General features: G+C 37.0%; 13 protein-coding genes. 6 read left to right on the top strand and 7 right to left on the bottom strand.

Going from position 1 to position 18949, the window contains the following annotated elements; genetic code table 11:
* Positions 1–85: 85 nt before the first annotated feature.
* From CYAN7822_RS29425 to CYAN7822_RS29400, 6 genes are all read right to left on the bottom strand, one after another.
* The gene (locus CYAN7822_RS29425; protein WP_013334614.1) at positions 86–322 is read right to left on the bottom strand and encodes a CDGSH iron-sulfur domain-containing protein; all 237 of its coding nucleotides are present in this window, start codon (positions 320–322) and stop codon (positions 86–88) included.
* 137 nt (positions 323–459) lie between these two features.
* Positions 460–1431, bottom strand: coding sequence for an EthD domain-containing protein (locus CYAN7822_RS29420; protein WP_013334613.1), 972 nt, complete (start codon positions 1429–1431; stop codon positions 460–462).
* 36 nt (positions 1432–1467) lie between these two features.
* Positions 1468–1704, bottom strand: a complete 237-nt coding sequence (locus CYAN7822_RS29415) for a CDGSH iron-sulfur domain-containing protein (protein WP_013334612.1) — start codon at positions 1702–1704, stop codon at positions 1468–1470.
* Positions 1705–1804: 100 nt separating this feature from the next.
* On the bottom strand, positions 1805–2443 hold the full coding sequence (locus tag CYAN7822_RS29410; protein WP_013334611.1) for a hypothetical protein: 639 nt from the start codon (positions 2441–2443) through the stop codon (positions 1805–1807).
* A 54-nt stretch (positions 2444–2497) separates the two neighbouring features.
* A complete protein-coding gene (locus tag CYAN7822_RS29405) occupies positions 2498–2854 on the bottom strand; it encodes a carboxymuconolactone decarboxylase family protein (protein ID WP_041934094.1) in 357 nt (118 codons plus the stop codon).
* Positions 2855–3267: 413 nt separating this feature from the next.
* Entirely contained in the window at positions 3268–7005 is a 3738-nt protein-coding gene (locus CYAN7822_RS29400) for a multicopper oxidase domain-containing protein (RefSeq protein ID WP_013334609.1), read from the bottom strand.
* Between the two features lie 558 nt (positions 7006–7563).
* On the opposite strand from CYAN7822_RS29400, the gene CYAN7822_RS29395 reads away from it, so the two are divergent.
* From CYAN7822_RS29395 to CYAN7822_RS29380, 4 genes are all read left to right on the top strand, one after another.
* Positions 7564–7818, top strand: coding sequence for a hypothetical protein (locus tag CYAN7822_RS29395; RefSeq protein ID WP_245602823.1), 255 nt, complete (start codon positions 7564–7566; stop codon positions 7816–7818).
* 91 nt (positions 7819–7909) lie between these two features.
* Positions 7910–9670 (top strand): thiamine pyrophosphate-binding protein, encoded by a 1761-nt coding sequence (locus CYAN7822_RS29390; RefSeq protein WP_013334607.1) that lies wholly within the window; start codon positions 7910–7912, stop codon positions 9668–9670.
* A gap of 14 nt (positions 9671–9684) precedes the next feature.
* On the top strand, positions 9685–10776 hold the full coding sequence (locus CYAN7822_RS29385; RefSeq protein ID WP_013334606.1) for a 3-oxoacyl-ACP synthase III family protein: 1092 nt from the start codon (positions 9685–9687) through the stop codon (positions 10774–10776).
* A 114-nt stretch (positions 10777–10890) separates the two neighbouring features.
* Positions 10891–11925: a methyltransferase gene (locus CYAN7822_RS29380; protein WP_013334605.1), complete on the top strand. Its 1035-nt coding sequence runs from the start codon at positions 10891–10893 to the stop codon at positions 11923–11925.
* A 164-nt stretch (positions 11926–12089) separates the two neighbouring features.
* Here CYAN7822_RS29380 and CYAN7822_RS29375 read toward each other — a convergent pair whose 3' ends face one another.
* Entirely contained in the window at positions 12090–15611 is a 3522-nt protein-coding gene (locus CYAN7822_RS29375) for a WD40 domain-containing protein (RefSeq protein WP_013334604.1), read from the bottom strand.
* A gap of 392 nt (positions 15612–16003) precedes the next feature.
* Between CYAN7822_RS29375 and CYAN7822_RS29370 the strand changes: the two genes are divergently transcribed.
* Positions 16004–16642, top strand: coding sequence for a DJ-1/PfpI family protein (locus CYAN7822_RS29370; RefSeq protein ID WP_013334603.1), 639 nt, complete (start codon positions 16004–16006; stop codon positions 16640–16642).
* 155 nt (positions 16643–16797) lie between these two features.
* A complete protein-coding gene (glgX, locus tag CYAN7822_RS29365; protein ID WP_013334602.1) occupies positions 16798–18912 on the top strand; it encodes a glycogen debranching protein GlgX in 2115 nt (704 codons plus the stop codon).
* The last annotated feature ends 37 nt before the right edge of the window (positions 18913–18949 follow it).

The raw sequence follows: 18949 nt of genomic DNA, 5'->3' as shown, positions 1-18949 counted from the left end.
AGAAATTTTTGTATTTAAAATTACAATGAGAGTAAATTGCATAATTAACGAAAACAGTAGAAACTTCTAATTTTATCCATTGGTTTTATAATTGGCTATGAGAACCATCACAAAAAGGAGTATTTTGACTTTTTTTACACTCGCAAAAAGCGACTTTTTTCTTTTCAGATAAAGTGAGTTTTACGGGGACAAAATCTGTATTTTTATGAGTCCCATCGCAGAAAGGAAATTTATCAGATTGACCGCAGGTGCAGCCAAAATAAACGCCACTGTCTAACTCTACAATTTTTGGCTTTTGATTAGTAATTGTTGGTCTGTTCATATTTTTTTAGTTTTTTATTGTTTGAGAACTTGTCGTTTTTACTTGGTTGATTTTTTTTGAAAAGCCCAAATTTAGTTTATAATATTTGGGTTTACAGCAATATTTTCAGCTTCTATAGCCACTTAAAAGTCCTAAGTTCAGTTAGCTAAAACTAAATCATCAGTAATTTTATTAGTGGTTGCGTAAACTGAATTGATTTGAGGACTTATTAAAGCAGAAATATCATCCTTAAGTTGGTTTATTGCTCCAACTTTTGTAATTAGTTCTGCTACACGAGATCCTCGTTGGCCTGCTAGTGTTATTTGCCCGTTATAAACAAAAGTATAAACACTACGCTCAACAAATACACTGATTTGTTTAATATACCTTTGTTGGCTTCTAACAGCAATGTTGTACTCAGCAGAAACTAAAAACTCTCTCATCGCTAAATGGTCAGAAAAACCAATTTCAAAGGCCGCTTGATATTGATTTTCTTCAGGTTCATAATGAACGACACCAGCCGCATCAGGACGAGAATTATCGACAGCATCAAACAGATGAAGCCGAAATTTTAAAACTAATTGATTTTGAGTAACAGTAGTAGCAAATTCCTCCTTCAAGTATTGCCGGAAATCTTCTAAACTAACTCCATCTGCTTTTTTAAGCAAAACATGGTATTTGACAATACCTAATTCTCCGTTAGGGTTTCCAGTAGCAATACGATCAATATAAGTTTTAGAATTGCCTGGGCTAACAGTGTAACCAATTGCTTTTCTAAAAATATTTTGCTCGTCATCCATCAAAATAGCGGCAGCATTAAACCAAATTTGACGCTTTTCTTCAGAAACAAAAGTTAATTCAGCAATTCCTTCAAATTGTTCTTCAGGCAATAAGTCATATTTTATTCCTTCCATAACCGGCCAAATTGCTTTAGGACTCGGTGAAACATGAAATTGCCAGTATTGTTCCTGACCAGGTAAGCGAGCGCAAACTGGGCCATGTACATCTCTCCAATAGTCATCAAAGGTTTCTAAGCTGATGCCATTACGTCTCCATAAAAGAACATAAAATGAAGTTTGCGCTTTTTGGTCACGAAAAGAATAGTCTGGTAAAATTACAGGAGAACTCATCTTTTTTTTCCTCAAATGATGATTACTCAAATATTGTTAAAGTTGGTTATGAGAGCCGTCACAAAAAGGAGGATTTTTGCTTTGTTTACTTAAACATAAAGCAACTTTTTTCTTTTCATTAATTGTGAACTTTAAAGGAGTAAAATCAGTTCCTTTATGTGAACCATCACAGAAAGGATCTTTGCCAGATTTTCCACAAGAACAGTAATAATAATCTCCGGCTTCTAATTCTAATACAACGGGTTGGTTTTTGGAAATAGTTGGCTTATTCATGACAAACTTCCTTTGATTTAATTCAAAAACAGTAAAGGCAACAATTCAAAATTTTCAGCTATTATTGAAGAGGGTTTTAAGTAACCCTTCAATATAAACTTTAAGTTGTAATTAATTTCAACAAAAACTCAGGCGCGAAAACATCTCGATAAAAAGTGAGTTGCTCCGTTTTTAGATAACAAGCTCCTCGGTGTCCTCGACGAACCCAAGTTACATTGCCTTTAGCAATTGTTTCATTAGTTTCATCATCAACACATTTCCATTCAAAATAAGTAACTTCACCATGAAACATTACAATGGGCCAACACATCGTCACTCCAGGTTGAGCGATTAATGCCCACCAATGTTGTTCCCGTTCTTTTTGTTGTTCTAGACCATAATAAGGACCGTCTTGACATAAATAAACCAAGTCTTCACGATACTCACCTGTTAGAATGTCCCCTCTTCCTTGTCTCAAAGCTTCACAATGAGTAGGCCACCATTCTTGATTTTCTTTTTCAATTTGTTCAATAGTATAATCAGAACCAATCAAAGGTAAAACTTTTTCTTTTAAGTCTACAATTTCCTCGGCTCTTTTAATAAGTTTTGCTGCTAATTCTTGGTTAACTAACCCTGGACGAGAATAATCAGCAGTCAAATCTTTATAGTAGTTTGTCCGAGACTGACTTGCTTGTTTGTAATTTAGAGTCCTTTGGTTAAATTCCTGAGATAAAGATTGAGAGAATTGTTGTTCTAACATAGCCAAAAAGATGATTTTTCAGTCGATTGAGTAAGATACTATTTTTGCCAAACTTTAAACCTGTAAGACTGGTTTTTTGAATATTTCTTTTAATGTCCCAAAACAACCAGCCGCTTTATTAAATCCGGCATAAACACACATAAATAGAAGAAGTTCTTCAATTTCTTCTAATGTGGCTCCTTGTTTTAGAGCCATGTTTACATGAGCGGCAAAAGGACTTCCTGCACCAGTCTGGGTTTGATTAGCGACATCAACCGCGATAGTAATTAAAGCTTTGGTTTTTTGATCAATTAAGGGTAAACCCCAAGCTTCTCCGGCTACACGAGTGCAAAAATCTCCAAATTTTGGGTTAATGTTATTTAGCCCTTCTTGAACTTGTCTATCATCTAGAACGGCATTTTCATACATCATTTTTTCTCCTTGTAATGAGGGAAAAGCGATAAGTTGTCTTACCCAACTCTGTCCACAGTTTCCCAGAAGAATTTCAACTTGACCAGGGAAGATTAGGAAATTAAAGAAAAACTTAAGGATTAAGCTCTTGTTATTTAGTTACTTATAGGATAGACAGACCAAAGAGTTTTTCCGTAAGTCGCGTAATGTAAAACTTGTTCGTAAGCCAGTAAAACATCCTCAAGAGAATAACATTGATTAATCTTTGAAGGTTAAATATAATCTTTCAACAACGTGAGTTCAAAGAGCCAAAATTTTGTTGGAGAAAAAAGCACAAGGAAGGGGAAAGGCACTAACTAAAAGTTTCTTTCCCTTTAAAGTTTATTCAGTGTTGACGATTTGTAACGAGCCTTCAGTCAAATACGATTAGTCTGTCAACTAAATAGAACATTTGTCCTATTTAAAGCACTGGCTTGAAGGTTTGCGAACACTGCCACATCTTGGTTGAATACCTGAATAATCGTCTTTTGATCTTCTTGACGAACCTTCCAATCTGTGCCTAATGAATTATAATTAAAGCTAGTATTAGCCAAAATAATTTTATCTTGAGAAGGATTAAAATCAAGAATTTGGTTGGCTTTGGTAACTAAGTTTTGTTCATCGGTGACAATGTAAAAGGAATCTGCACCAGAATTTCCCCAGATTCGGTTATTACCTTCTCCTGTTCCCACAAAAAACTGATCATTTCCTGCACCCCCTATAAGACGGTTATTGCTTCCAGCAAATATAATGTCATTGCCGTTGCCAGTCTCAATGCGGTTGTTGCCGACAGCATCAGTTACATCTACAATGTCATCGCCATTACCCGTAGTAAGGATTTGATTATCTCCAATAAAATAACGTTCAGGTTCTGGACTAGCACTATCAAAGTAATCATTTTCAGGCGTACCTGTAACATTTTTTGGGATTGTGGGTGCAGACTTTAACGTAATCGTTTCAGGAACATTATTTTCTTGTAAGCGAATAATTTCAGGATTTCCAGCATCGTTGAGAGTATATAGCGCAGGTTCACCGCGAGGAGAGTCCGGAATATCGATAAAAGTTCCCATCAATTGGCTAATGGGACGATCTGGCGTGAATTGTGCATCTAAACGCAGTTCCATATATTCATGATCATGTCCAGAATCTGCGGCTTGGGGTGCTGCCATTGTTTCATGAGAACTATGTGCCCCGTGTTCGCCAACATGAGTAAAAACCCTAATTTGCCCGAGATCGGATGGGACCCCATCTACCGCCAAGGTCGTAATATTGGCATAATGAGTTTGCACAGGTTTACCATTCAGCACTTGTGGTCTTTGTAAAATATAGCCAGAGGTGACATCCACCTCCCCTTTATAACCATCACCGAAAGGCTTAAAGGTTTCAGAAATTAAAGATGTTTTGTGTGAAACATCAATTCCATCTAAAGACTGTTGCTGTTGAATTAAAATACCACTGTAAATTTCTACCAGTCCTCGGCCTCCTCGACCTTGACCAATAATAATATCGTCAAAATTATCGCCGTTTACATCTCCCACTGCTAAGTTTACTTTGCCCTTGAAATAAGTTTCGTGATGAAAAGGGCTAATACGACTCAATAAACTAAAATCTTTACCACTGTAAATTTCTATTTGTGGTTTAATTCTTCCGCCTACACCAACAACAATATCTGAATAACCATCCCCATTAATATCACCGGTGGCAACGGATGCCTGATTGTTGGGGTTGAAATTTAAATTGTTAAAAGGCGTAATTTCTCCAATGAGACTATTGGCGGTAGGATTGTTAATTCTGGTTCTTCCTTGTTCTACCTCATCAATTAATGTCTGACCATCAAAAACTTTAACGGTAAATTTTTGATTAGGATTAGTCAAAGAACGTTGTACAGTGACAATATCAGTCACATTATCAGTAACATAATAATTGCTGAGAGGTTTTTGTTTATAATTAACATCGCCAATAGCAACATCAATAGCACCTTTAAAATTATTTCCGTAAGGTTTAAAATAAAGACGCTGATCTAAATCACTAGCGCGAATCAGTTCCACTTGTCCTTTGGCATTGCTTTTTGCCCCTAATCCTAACCAAGTATTGTTCGTATTAAGAATGACCCTAACCGGAGCCATCATACCCGCATCTTCATGAAACAGAATGTGACAATGATTAACAAAAGTTCCGGGAAAGTCTTTAAAATTCATCAAAATTTTAACGTTGGACGGCGTACCATTTAACATGGCTTCGCCATAGGGATTTTCAGGCGTTACAGTACCCGGTTTGTAAGTGGGAGGCAGGGCAATAGTATCGCTTAAAACACCCGCTAGGTAAGTTTGATCCATGTCGCTTACCTTAATACCGTTTATTTCTAAAACCACAAAAGAATTTTGATGTTGATGGAAAGGATGCCATTCTAATAGAGGAATATCTACCGGTAGAGAGGGGTCACTTTTTCCAGATTCATTAATAATATTCCAAACCTCATAAGTATCTAGCATCGACATAGTGAGTGGCGTTAGCTTGCTAGGGTCGCTAGAAAAATATCCACCATTAATTTTATAACTGCCCTCAAAAGTTTCAACTTCTGTATCATCGGGACTATTACCTTCTGCAATAGCTCCCCCAATATTTGCCGTCCAAACAAAGTCTCGCTCTCGTTCAAAATCGCCATTTTCAACGGCTGCGATCATTTCTTTGGTTTTTTGATCTTGCTGTTTAAGCGTATCATAAGCTTCTGGAAAAGCCCCTTTAGGAATTTCATCTCCTGTCACTTCAATGGTTGCTAACACTTGAGGCGGCCATTTAAAACGGCCATCTTTCGCTCCCTCATCACGAGTTAACAGAGGTGCTTTATCTCCCAGAATCTCCGAGGTAGCATTTGAAAGTAAATAATAAGTTCCTGGCTTTTCAAACCATTCCAGCATTGATATTCTGGACCCAGGATTAAGAATAGGCAGAGTATTGACTTCTTTTTTATTGTCTTCTATTAATCCTGAAAGGTCTGTATCCATGCCAATTAAAGACATTTCTTGAGGAATCAGTTGTCCGTTTTCCTCTTTAACCAATTGCAAGACATGAAAGGCGTTTGGGTCTTGGTTAAGAAAAGAAAACATATTCCACTGACCAGTTGCCACTTCTAAAGTGGGATTATACTGCCCGTTAACGGTATGAATCACATTTTCCACAGGACCTTTTAAAACGCCGCCACCATATTCAAATAGCAGTTGAGAAGGGTCACCAGTGGGAATTGCCGGGTCATATGATGCAGGAAGCGCATTTTTGCCAATACCCACTGCATCAGAGAGTTCATAAATGGGCTTACCGTCTTGGGTTTGTCCTAAAACTTTTAACGGTGTACCTGCCGGAATCGCTTGCTGAGGATTTTGGTTAAGGGGATCTCCGGGTTTGCCGGGACGATTAATTTGTTGAATACCGAAACTATTGAGAGCCATAAAATGCATCGGCATCTCTTTTGGGTTCCATTTGTCTAAGTCAGGAAGGTTATATTTAGGATTCACCAGCAAATAACCGGCTAATCCTGAAGCAAGTTGTTCATTGGTTAAACCGTGTAAATGCGGATGATACCAGGCAGGTCCTATTTCATGATTATCGGGAATTTTGATTTCAGTGGTCCAAGTATTTCCCGGTGGGATATTGATAAGAACATTATCTCCATGTCCTAACGGTGAAATATGTCCCCCATGAAAGTGAAAATTAGTACCTTGTTGAGGATCGTTTAAATCATTTTTCAGTGTGATCTTGAGGGTATCTCCAGGATCGACAATCAGCATAGGACCCGGAATTGTGCCATTATAGCCTCTTAAAAATTCAAAAGGGGTGGGTTTGTTGTTAAGCCAAGGAATTATTCCATCACCCGCTTTAACAATTCCAAATCCTTCGATTTCGACTTGAGTTAGGTCTTGTAGGGTCAGAGTTACTTCTAACTGTTGATCAGGCCCCCAACTAGAAAAGTAATTTCCGGAGCGCCCTTGTTGCCAATCTTGAAAAGGGTCTTTAAACAATACTTTTTGTTGATGTTGAGGCAAAACTTTTAAATAGCCGTTGCTATTGTACCCATTACTCCAATTATTGAAATTTTCTTGCCCAATAATATAGAAATCTGACAATATACTACTCATAGATCACCTAATGTATTACTCATAAACGACTTTTATCGCTTCTCGTTGCTCTCGTTAAACAGAGATAGTCTGTATTTTTGCTTAACAGTATCGGTTGTTAGCTTGCCTGCCACCAGTGAAGTTTAGGAACTTAAGCCAAGAAAAACCACATAACCATCAGCATCAGTCCGAGTCAGGCACAAGCTATAATTTCAGCAAATAAGTGATCAATATAAAAAATCGACTTGCTTGTCATCTCAAAATAAAATCAATAAAAATAAGGCATTTAAAAACAAAAAAAGTATTTTTGGGTAAAAAATAGCTAAAAAAGTATTTTTTACTTTTATTTAATTGATTAAGATTTAAAAAATACCATCAAACCCATTGTAATCATTTTTAATTGTTAACTTCCTTATCTTGACTGGTGCAACAGAAAAAAAATGAGCATATTAAGTCATAAAGCACTACGGTGATTTAGTGATTGAAAAACAAGGAGACAGAAAACTGGTTGTTAAAGCATCTATTCCAAGCTCCCTTAAGCTCAAGTTTAAGGTAATCTGTGTACAAAAAAACTTGAATATGAGTGACGTGATCGAAAGTCTAATTCGTGAGTGGATTCTAAATAACGGTCCCACAAACGAATTTGAATATCTCGAAGATGTTTTAAATGAAACTTATGAAGATATTAAAGGCTATCTTCCTAGCTCTCTAAAACTAGAGTTCAAAGTGCTTTGTACACAAAAAAAACTAAAAATTCGTTTTGTTATCACTAATCTCATCCAAAAATGGATAAAAATTAGCGAAGGAAGCGAAAATCAAACACGAATTGATTAACCCGCTCTTTAATTAATGGACTTAATAAGCTCTAATAAAAAGCATAATCAGTTGCATAATTTTCTTTAATACAAGAGTAAATCAACGAATTATGAGTACAACTTTTCCCGCAAAAACTATCAACCAAAACACCCAATTAGCTAAACTGAATAAAAATTCTTTAAGCCAAAATTCCACAACGACCGTCAGCCATGCCATCGTCAATATGTTAGAACAGATGGGGGTACAATATGCTTTTGGGGTTTCAGGAGGAGCGATCGCCCCGTTGTGGGATGCTTTAGCTCATAGCTCAATACAAGTGCTGCATTTTCGTCATGAAGCCGGAGCCGCTTTTGCCGCAGCCGAAGCCTATTTTGCCAGTAATAAACCAGTAGTCGTTTTTACCACCACTGGACCCGGCATTACTAATGCCTTGACTGGTTTAATGGCAGCCCGTTGGGAAGGAGCCAAAGTCATTTTTTTATCAGGAGCTACCTCTGCTCCGCAGCGAGGGCGTTGGGCGTGCCAAGAAACCAGTACCTACACCATGCCGCATGAAGGAATTTTTACATCAGGAACTTTATTTAATTACGCCACTACCTTTGAATCTCCGGATCAACTGCCGGTCATTGCTCGTCGGTTAGCTTCAGGTTTAGAACAACCAGGGGGTTTTGTCGCTCATGTGAGTATTTCTAGAGCTATCCAAGCTAGCAAAATTAATAGCCTATTACCTTTGGTTCCGTTTTCTCGTTCTCTAGTTACAACCACTCAGCAAACAGTAGCTGAATGTGGGCGATTATTGTCTGAGGGACATTTTGCGATTTGGGTTGGTTTTGGGGCACGCTCTGCGGCAGAAGCCATCCGTCAATTAGCTGAAACAACAGGAGCCGGAGTAATATGTTCTCCACGCGGCAAGGGAATTTTCCCAGAAGACCATTCTCAATTTGTTGGTGTTACTGGTTTTGCCGGACATGAATCAGTTTTGAAATATATGCAGGAACAGTGCCCTTTACGCACCCTGGTTTTAGGAACACGCTTGGGGGAATTGACTTCTTTATGGAATCCTAATATGATTCCTAAAAAAGGGTTTGTTCATGTCGACCTTAATTCAGATATACCTGGAACCGCTTACCCAAACTCAGAAACTGTTGGAATCCAATCAGATATAAATTTATTTGTCAAAGAGCTACTGAATTATTTTTCTAAAAACAAAAATGTTTTCACACGACTAAAAATACCAAGGCCACAACGGTTTGTTATTAATCCCAATGCCCAAACTCCTGTGCGTCCTCAAGTGCTGATGAATATGATTCAAAGAATAATAGTCGAAGGAAGTAATGCCATAATTATGGCTGAAGGAGGAAATTCATTGGCTTGGGCTACTCATCTACTGCGATTTACTCAAGCAAATCGTTATCGTATAACTACTCGATTTGCCTCAATGGGACATTTTGTTACAGGAGTAGTTGGGGCTGCCATAGCACATCAAGGCAAAGCAATAGCAATTGTTGGGGATGGAGCGATGTTAATGAATAATGAAATTAGCACTGCGGTAAAATATGCTATTCCTGTGGTTTGGATTGTTCTTAATGACGGACGCTACAATATGTGTGAGCAAGGAATGGGGTTTGAAAATTACAATAATGTTAATGTAACAATTCCTAAAACAGATTTTGTAAAAATTGCTTTAGGAATGGGCGCAAAAGGTATTCGTGTAGAAAACGAAAGTCAGATCAAATTAGCATTGGAGCAAGCTATGGCTTCTAGCGTTCCTTTTGTAGTTGATGTAGTGATTGACTCAAGTGTTGTTGCTCCGATTGGAAAACGCATTCAAAGTTTAATGGCACAAAAATCAAATCATTATTTATTATAAGGAGTAAAAGAGTAATGAATTTTTCAGTTGGCATTCGTTCAATCGGGCTGAGTTTCCCCAGTATCAAACGAACAAACGATTATTATAAAAAAAATTTTTCTGAACTGGTGGCTAATGCTGAACAACAAAACTTAGCAAAACTTTTTTCACTCACTGGTTCTCCTACTAACGAGTTTGACGAAGAAATGATGCCGTACCTATCAGACCCTTTTCGAGGTACTGTTGAGCGATGGATACTAGGTACTGATGAATCGGCATTAAATCTACAAGAGCGGGCGGCAAAAGATGCTCTTAATGCAGCGCAATTAACTATAAATGATATAGATTTAATGCTAGTGGCTTCTATTTGGCCAGAACAAGTAGGGTTTGGAGATGCTGCATTTCTTGCTCAAAAGCTTGGTTTGCAGGGAGCGGCTTGGAATCTAGATGGAACCTGTGGGGTCACTCCAGTAGCTCTGCAAACAGCCTGTTCTCTCGTGCGTACAGGAGAATACGACAATGTGCTTGTGGTTATTTCCTGTTGTTACTCTCGTTTTTTTGATGAGACGGATACTCTCTCTTGGTTTACAGGAGATTGTGCAGGAGCTTTCCTGGTAGGTCCCATAAATGGCAATCAAGGGCTTTTGGGTACTAAAGCAATACACACCTCTGCTTTAGCAAATTTGGTTTCTGCCAAGCTTCAGTCAGATGCTCAAGGACAGCTTCAGATTCGTATGAAATTAAACAAGGGAGCAAATCGAGCGATTCGGGAAACCGCAGTAGGATTTCTGCGTACCTGTAGTGAGGGAGCGATGGCTGAGGCGGGCTTATCTATTGAGGATATTGACTTTTTTCTTTTTAATACTTCTACTGCCTGGCTGGCAAGCTTTTGCAGTCGTGTATTAGGTATTAGTTCAACAAAGACTTTTAATTTATATCCTCAAATTGCTAATATTGGCCCTGTTATTACAGTAGCTAATCTTTATTACGCTGCAAAACTAGGTAAAATTCAAGAAAATGATTTAGTTTTTATTTATGGTTTTGGGGCGGCTGGTGTTGCCGCCGCTAGTGTAATACGTTGGGGAAATATAGCTTTAGGACCAGATCCTTTATCAACGGCGCACTAGGCATTCGGAACCTCGCCAACGGTACGGGTCTCACCAGTTAGGGTGTTCCCTGTTCCCTTTTGACGACCAAGTTTATTCACAACTCAAATAGAAACACTATATATCTGACAGCTTATGAACCAAAATACTTTTGCAAAAATACAGAAACCGACAACAGATGAGCGAATATTGTGGGATTTAATATCTGGACATATTAGCTTTAAAACCCTTCTGGTAGCCTATAACCTTAATTTTTTTTCGATATTTGTTGAAAAACCTTTGACCGTGCCAGAAGTTTGTCAAATACTCAAAATTGAGCATCGTGCAGCCAACGCTCTTTTATCCATGTGTCTAGCGACTGGGCTTTTACAAATTAAAAATAATTATTATTCACTTACGCAATTTTCACAAAATTATCTTGTGGAAAGTAGCCCAAATTATTTAGGTAATTTTTTAAATTTTTTGAGTGCCAATGAAAATATATACTCATGGCAAAACTTGAAAAATGCTGTACTGACTAATTCTGCACAAATATATGCGGGAAATGATCTGTTTCAAACTCATCAAGAAAAGGTAGATTTAGCACGGGCTTTTACTTATGCAATTCATGATCGTAATCTTGCTCCAGCGCAAGCGTGGGCAGATAATCTTGATTTGTCAAAAAACAAGGTTTTGCTAGATATTGGCGGAGGTTCAGGAATTTATGCTATTAATGCCGTCATGAGATGGCCGAACTTAGAAGCTATTATTATAGATTTGGCTTCTGTTTGCAACTTGGCTAAAGAATTTGTAAGCAAATATGGTTTACAAGAACGTATTAAAACTGAAATTTGTGATATATGGAATCAACCTTTTCCCAAAGCAGACATTCATTTTTATAGTGATATTTTTCACGATTGGTCATTAGAAAAATGTTTTTTATTAGCGCAAAAAAGTTTTAATAATTTAGAATCTGGAGGGCGCATTATTATTCATGAAATGCTTTATAATGAGCAAAAAAACGGTCCTTTATCTGTTGCTGCTTCTAATATGATCATGCTTTTATGGACAGAAGGACAGCAATACTCAGGTCATGAGTTAACCACTCTTTTAAAAAAAGTTGGTTTTGAGAATGTAGAAGTCAAGCCAACTTGCGGTTATTGGAGTATTATTACTGCTTGTAAACCTTGACCTTATTTTAAAGTTAAAATTTTTAGTTCTTCCAAACTTGTTATATTATAAGTAACAGTTAATGCGGAGAGAACAGGGAAAAGATTTGAATTTTTTCGTTTTTTGATAAGGCTAATAATCATAGCTATACAAACCGAAAAATTTATAAATCAGCCCTGTTTTTTTTATTCCTCTAGCGCTCCTAAAGTTTTTAAAGTGTTAATAGTAGCGGAGGTAATACCTCTAATTCCATTAATTTTCATCTTTTCATAAAATTTAGGACTTTTCATAGTTTTTAAACAATCTCCTGTCTGCATATCCCAGAGTTTAATTGTTCCATCTTCACAAGCAGTGCTAAAAGTTTGACCATCTGGACTTAACCGAACTGCCCAAATCCATTTAGGTTGCTTTGGTAAACTTTTTAGACAAATTCCTGTATTAATATCCCATAAGTTTATCAATTGATCTCCGCCACCACTAATTAAAATTTGATTATCCCGGCTGATAGCAATAGAATAGACACAATGACTATGGCCCCGTAAAGTTTTAAGACATTGACCAGTAAAAACATCCCAAATTTTGATCGTCCGATCGCTACTACTACTAGCTAAAATTCGTCCGTCTGGACTGAAAACAACAGACCAAATCCAATCTTGATGTTCATCAAATATTTTAAGACATTGACCTGTGTGAATATCCCATAATCTAATAGTTTGATCGTGGGAACCGCTTGCTAAAATTCGTCCATCTGGACTGAAAGCAACAGACCAAATTCGATGGGTATGTCCTTGTAAACTTTTAAAACATTGACCCGTAGTAATATTCCACAACCTGACTACTTGTTCTTGAGAACCACTAGCTAAAGTTTGTCCGTCTGGACTGAAAGCAACAGACCAAACCCGATGGGTATGTCCTTGTAAACTTTTAATATACTGTAAAGTCTCAACATCCCAGATCTTAATAGTTTGATCTTCGCTACTACTAGCAAAAATACGATTATTAGGGCTAAATGCTACTGAAGTCACACGATGATTATGTCCATGCCACATTTTTCGACACAGACCTGTGGTAATATCCCATAAATTTAGAGTCTGATCGTTACTGCCACTAACAAGTTTATGACCATCTGGACTAAAAGCAATAGACCATACTCCATTACTCCAACCCCGTAAAGTTTTACAACATTGATTTTTACTAAGGTCCCATAGTTTTACAGTTTGATCATCACTCCCACTGGCTAAGATTTTTCCATCTGGACTAAAGTCAACAATCCAAACGCGGGTTTCATGTCCTTCTAATGTTTTAACGCAACGGCCAGTGTTGATATCCCATAATTTTACCGTTTTATCTTCTCCACTACTAGCCAGTATGTTTGTTTTTGGGCTGAAACTAACTGAAATTATTATGTCTGTATGACCTTGTAAAATAAATAAGCATTTTTTTGTAGTAAGGTCCCAAATTTTCACAGTTTTATCGCTGCTTCCACTAGCAAGCTTCTGTCCATCTGGACTGAAAGCAATACATTCAACTCTATGAGTATTATCCTGTAAAGTCGCCAAATATTGTCTTGTGCTAATATCCCAGAGGTGTATTTTTCCGCTCTCATGACTACTTGCTAAAACTTGGTTATTTGGACTAAACGCGACTCCTAAACTTTGAGTGTCATCTTGTTCAAAAATTTTTAGACATTGCCCTGTATTAACATCCCATAACCTTACTGTTTTATCTTCACTACTACTGGCTAATAAACAACCATCTGAGCTAAAAGCAATTGACCATACTCCCCCTTTATGACCTTGCAATGTTTGAATACTTTTTCCTGTCTCAACATCCCAAAGTTTTATTGTTTTGTCAACACTGCTACTAGCAAATAAATTTCCTTTGGGGCTAAATTTAAGGGACCAGATCCACCCAAAATGTTCTTTATAAATAAATTTGTGCCTTTCTTCCTTAATTGAGTAAAGATAAATATCATTATTTGTATCACCGATGACCAAAAAGCTCCCGTCTGGACTGAATGCTAGAGAATGTATTCCGCCTAGGGTTTCAGCAAAAGCTGATTTAGTTAAATTAGCACAGGTAAAATCCGTATTATGTAATTTGTTATGCCGCAAATCAGCTTGCAAAATGGTCAGATGGGAAAAATCATAGCCTGTCAGATCAGTTCCCATTTGACAAAATAGATTCAAAATGTTACCCGCCGTATATCCTAATTCTAAAGGTGCTTTCTCTCTGAGAGCCACTAAAATTTCTTTTAAGCGGCTTTCGATATCTTGTTGGCAAGAAAAAAACCTGAACAATTCGGCGATAAGCGGCTGAACAATCAAACGAATTTGGGATTCTCTAATATAATCTTTAGATTGAGCCTTCATTAGTGCATGACAGCGAAAAAATTGAAATTTCTGTTGATTAGCAATTTCTTTGCTAACCTGCTCGATTAAAAAACTTGTGGCGTACTCCATTACTACAGGTTGTAGTGTAAAACAATCACCCTGCCGTTCAATTAATTCACGCCTAGATAATGATTCTAATTCCTCCAATAAAATTTGAGAAGAACGAGCAAAAATCATATCTTCTCGTAATTGAGATAAAGAGGCTGGTTCTCGATTAATAGCTAACCAACACATAATCTCTTTTTCTAAATCTGATAATCGAGCAAAATGTTGTTCTATGAGGTCACGTAAATCGCCAAAAATTGTGGTATCTTCTTGCAAAAATAAGTTAATATTTCCACCAAATAAATCTTGAATCGTAGTGGCTACTACTTTTAAAGCCAAAGCGTTACCTGCATAACGTTTTGTCAGTTGGGCAAACTGAGACTCTAGACCATGTACTCCTTTAGCTTTAAGAATTTCTGTCCCTTCTTCATTTTTTACCCCTCGTAATCGAAAGGTTCTCACTGGCATCACTTCACCTTCCAAAAACGCTATTTCTCTCGGTTTTTCTCGAGTTGTCAAAAGTAAGCAGCTTTGATGGTCGGATTCTCCTACTCGTTTAAATAAATTAGCATACTCTTGATAATTGTCTCGATATTGTCCGGCCCGCGTTTGATCTTGTAATAAAGACTCAAGATTATCTAATACTACTAAACAACGGGAAGCGCGAAGCCATTTGATTAATCTGGTAATTTGTTCTTTAGGACTGTCAGCTATATCGGTTATACTTTCTTGTTCATAAGATAAAAATTGGATCAGGTCATTCAAAATACAACTTAAGGAGGGTGCATCTCGTAGCGAGCGCCAAATAACACAATCAAATTGATTTTGAACTTGTTCTGCTAATTTAACAGACAGACAAGTTTTGCCTACTCCTCCAATACCTAAAATCGTTACTAAGCGGCAACGATCTTGTATTAACCATTTTTCTAAAATTTCTAGTTCTTCAATGCGTCCATAAAAAAGAGAGGTACAAATTGCCTCTCCCCAATCTTGCCGTTTGTTAGGGTTTGGAACGCTATAAAAGTTGGTGGTTAATTTTAAATTAAATGAGAGAAATAAACGTTCAAGGGTTCGCAGATCAACGCCTTCGTCACAAGCGAGGACTCTTTTTATCGTATGAAGGTCTAATCCCGTGCGCTCACTTAATTGTTCTAAAGTATAGCGCACTCCTTCATTTTCTTCATTTTCTGACTTTAGCCTCGCTTGCAAGAGTTTTTCAAGCCCTTCTGGCGTAAGCACAACCCCACGTTTTCTTTTTGGTTTAGTCATTTTTTTATATTGTTATTAAAATCACTATTTGAAAAAAGAGGTTAGGGAACTTAGTGCTTAATCACTTAGGTAATTTCAAGGCTAGTATAACCTATTTTTTATAAGACAACAAAAATCTATCTTTAGATAGAGGCATTAATTGAAACCAGTCTATAGTAACAATTTAAAAAAAACTATACTTAAAAAAATATAAAAATTGTTTAGAAAAAATTTAATTTTTTCTTTAACTTCCTAATCTTCCCTGGTTAAATCAAAAAAAAAATGAAATAGTTTGGACTATAGCAGCACAAATCTGCTAAAGCTGAATCCCCCCGTAGGAAAAAGCTAGTCTGCTCATAGGTGAGCCAAAAGTTAGTACCTTAGTGAAGTTCAATAGTCATAGCCTAAAAACCATGAAAAATAACATTGTGCAATTTAAGGGAAAAATAGGTGTACTCATTGAGGATCACTTTGATGACACAGAATTTCGTAGATTTAATGAGTTTTTTCCAGCTAACGGTTATGAAGTCGAGTATTTGACTCATCTTTGGCATCAAGAACAGTTGACTTTTAAAGGAAATGAACTAAAAGAACAAGTCACTGTTACAGTAGAGGTGAATGATATTGAGCCAAGAGATTACAAAGGCATCATTTTAATTGGAGCCTATGCGATGGATCGCTTACGCTATGAAGCTAATCCTAAACCCGGTCATCCCAATACAGCACCAGCAGTCCAGTTTTTACGAAAAGCCGTTAAGGCAATGGACGATAACCAATTAATTATCGGCACTATTTGTCATAGTATTTGGTTATTTTGTGCGGCTCCAGACATTTTAAAAGGTCGTGAAGTTACTTGTGCCCATAATGTTATTTGTGATGTAGAAAATGCCGGAGGAATTGTGATGTTTGAGGGTGAACAAACTAAAATTGTACATATTGATGGTGGGCTGGTGACTGGTAAGCATCCTGACTCAATTGATGAGTTTTTAGAAATTTTTTTAAATGAGCTAGAAACAATTAAATCTCTTGAATTAACACCCCTCAATCGTTAAAGCTTGGACACCGTGAGGGGCAAGCTTGTGCGTATCACTATAACTTTTGTTATCCAGGTATTTGATTTTTTGAAGAAAACCAGCAAAATTTTCTTGAATATTTGCCGTTTGAATTTTTCAAAACAAACCTCATCCAAATAAATTAGAAGGTCAAAATGGTTACTATTGCCAACAAACTGAAAGAACCTTTAGGACAACCTAAATATCAAACCAAATCGGGAAGAACCCAGCCGCTAGGAGCAATTGTAGATGCAAATGGCGTTAATTTTTCCCTGTATTCTGCCCATGCCACCGCAGTAGAACTTTTAATATTTGAAAAATATGATGATCTCTATCCTGTTCAAATTATCAAACTCGATCCAGCTACCAATAAAACTTTTTATTACTGGCACGTTTATGTTGAAGGGTTAAAACCTGGTGCAGCTTATGGTTATCGAGTCGATGGTCCAAATAATTTACACGAGGCAGGACATCGCTATAACAAAAACAAAGTTCTTCTTGATCCCTACTCCAAAAGTAATAGCTGTATACTTTGGAAGCGCATAAATGCGTTAGGGACAGAAGATAACCTAACAACCTCAATGCGTAGCATTGTTGTAGATCTTAATGATTATGATTGGGAAAATGATCAGTCCCCTGCCCATCCCATGAGTAAAACTATCATTTACGAAATGCACGTGCGCGGGTTTACTAAATCCCTATCTTCTAACTGTAAGCATAAAGGAACATTTGCAGGTATCATCGAAAAAATTCCTTATCTTCAAGAATTAGGAATTACTACTGTTGAACTTTTACCTGTGTTTGATTTTGACGAAACAGAGGTACTACGAACAGTAAATGGAAAACCGCTAAAAAATTATTGGGGTTATGATCCTCATAGTTTTTTTGCGCCCGAGACTTCTTATTGCTATTCTCCTACGGAAAGAAGCCCGATCCGAGAGTTCCGTGACATGGTTAAAGCACTGCATAAGGCAGGTATTGAAGTTATTTTAGACGTAGTCTTTAATCATACCAGCGAAGGAAATCACCAAGGCCCAGTAATCAACTTTAAGGGGATAGATAATTCTATTTATTACCATCTTTTTCCTTTAGATAAACAATTCTACATGAATTATTCTGGCTGCGGTAATACATTTAATTGTAATCATCCTATGGTTGATAAATTGATTGTAGAATGTTTAGAATTTTGGGTTAAAGAAATGCACGTTGATGGTTTCCGGTTTGATGAAGGCTCTATATTAGCCCGAGGTCAAGATGGAAGTCCTATGTCTTATCCGCCAGTTATTTGGCATATTGAAACCTCAGAAATTTTATCTAATACTAAAATTATTACTGAGGCGTGGGATGCTGGTGGCTTATATCAAATTGGAAAATTTCCAGGTTGTCGTTATGCAGAATGGAACGGACTTTATCGAGATGATATTCGGCGTTTTGTTAAAGGAGATGAAGGTCTCGTTAGTGCGGTAGCATCTCGTATCAGTGGAAGTGCGGATCTCTACCAATCAAATAAACGTTTGCCGACTAACAGTATTAATTTTATTACTTGTCATGATGGCTTTACTCTTAATGACCTTGTTTCTTATAATGATAAGCATAATGAATCTAATGGAGAAAACAATCAGGATGGAATCAATGATAATTTAAGTTGGAATTGTGGTGTAGAAGGGGAAACAGATAACCCAGAAATTGAAGCTTTACGCCGACGACAAATTAAAAATTTTACCGCGATTCTTTTACTGTCTCAAGGTGTGCCAATGATTTTATCTGGAGATGAAGTCAGACACACTCAAAAAGGAAATAATAATAACTATTGCCAAGATAATGAAACCAGTTGGTTTGATTGGAGTTTGTTACAAAAAAGTGCTGAAATTTTTCGCTTTTTTAAATTAATGATTGGCTTTCGTAAGCGTCACAGTAGTTTATGCCGACGAGAGTTTTTCAAAGGAGAAATTAACGAAAGGGGGTTAGCTGATTTATCCTGGCATGGCTGTAAATTATTTCAGCCTGGATGGAACGATCCTCACGGCAGTTCTCTTGCCTTCACTTTAGGAGGTTTTAACGGAGATGCAGATATTCATGTCATATTAAATATGTATTGGAATAGCCTCGAGCTAGAAATTCCCGTTATAAAAGGTAGAAATTGGTACAAGGTAATAGATACTGCCAATTCTTCCCCTAATGACTTTTTAGAGCCAGGGCATGAATTAAAAGTTTTAGGTAATACTTATTTAGCAAAAGAGCGCAGTGTTGTAGTTTTAATTTCTCAATAGTCATTAGTTATTCTCTTTCATTGTTTCTCTTTTCTCT

The sequence above is a fragment of the Gloeothece verrucosa PCC 7822 genome (assembly GCF_000147335.1).
GTDB classification, from domain to species: Bacteria; Cyanobacteriota; Cyanobacteriia; order Cyanobacteriales; family Microcystaceae; genus Gloeothece; species Gloeothece verrucosa.
The sequence above is the reverse complement of the archived record's forward strand: the minus strand, read 5'-3'. Positions and strand labels throughout refer to the sequence as shown.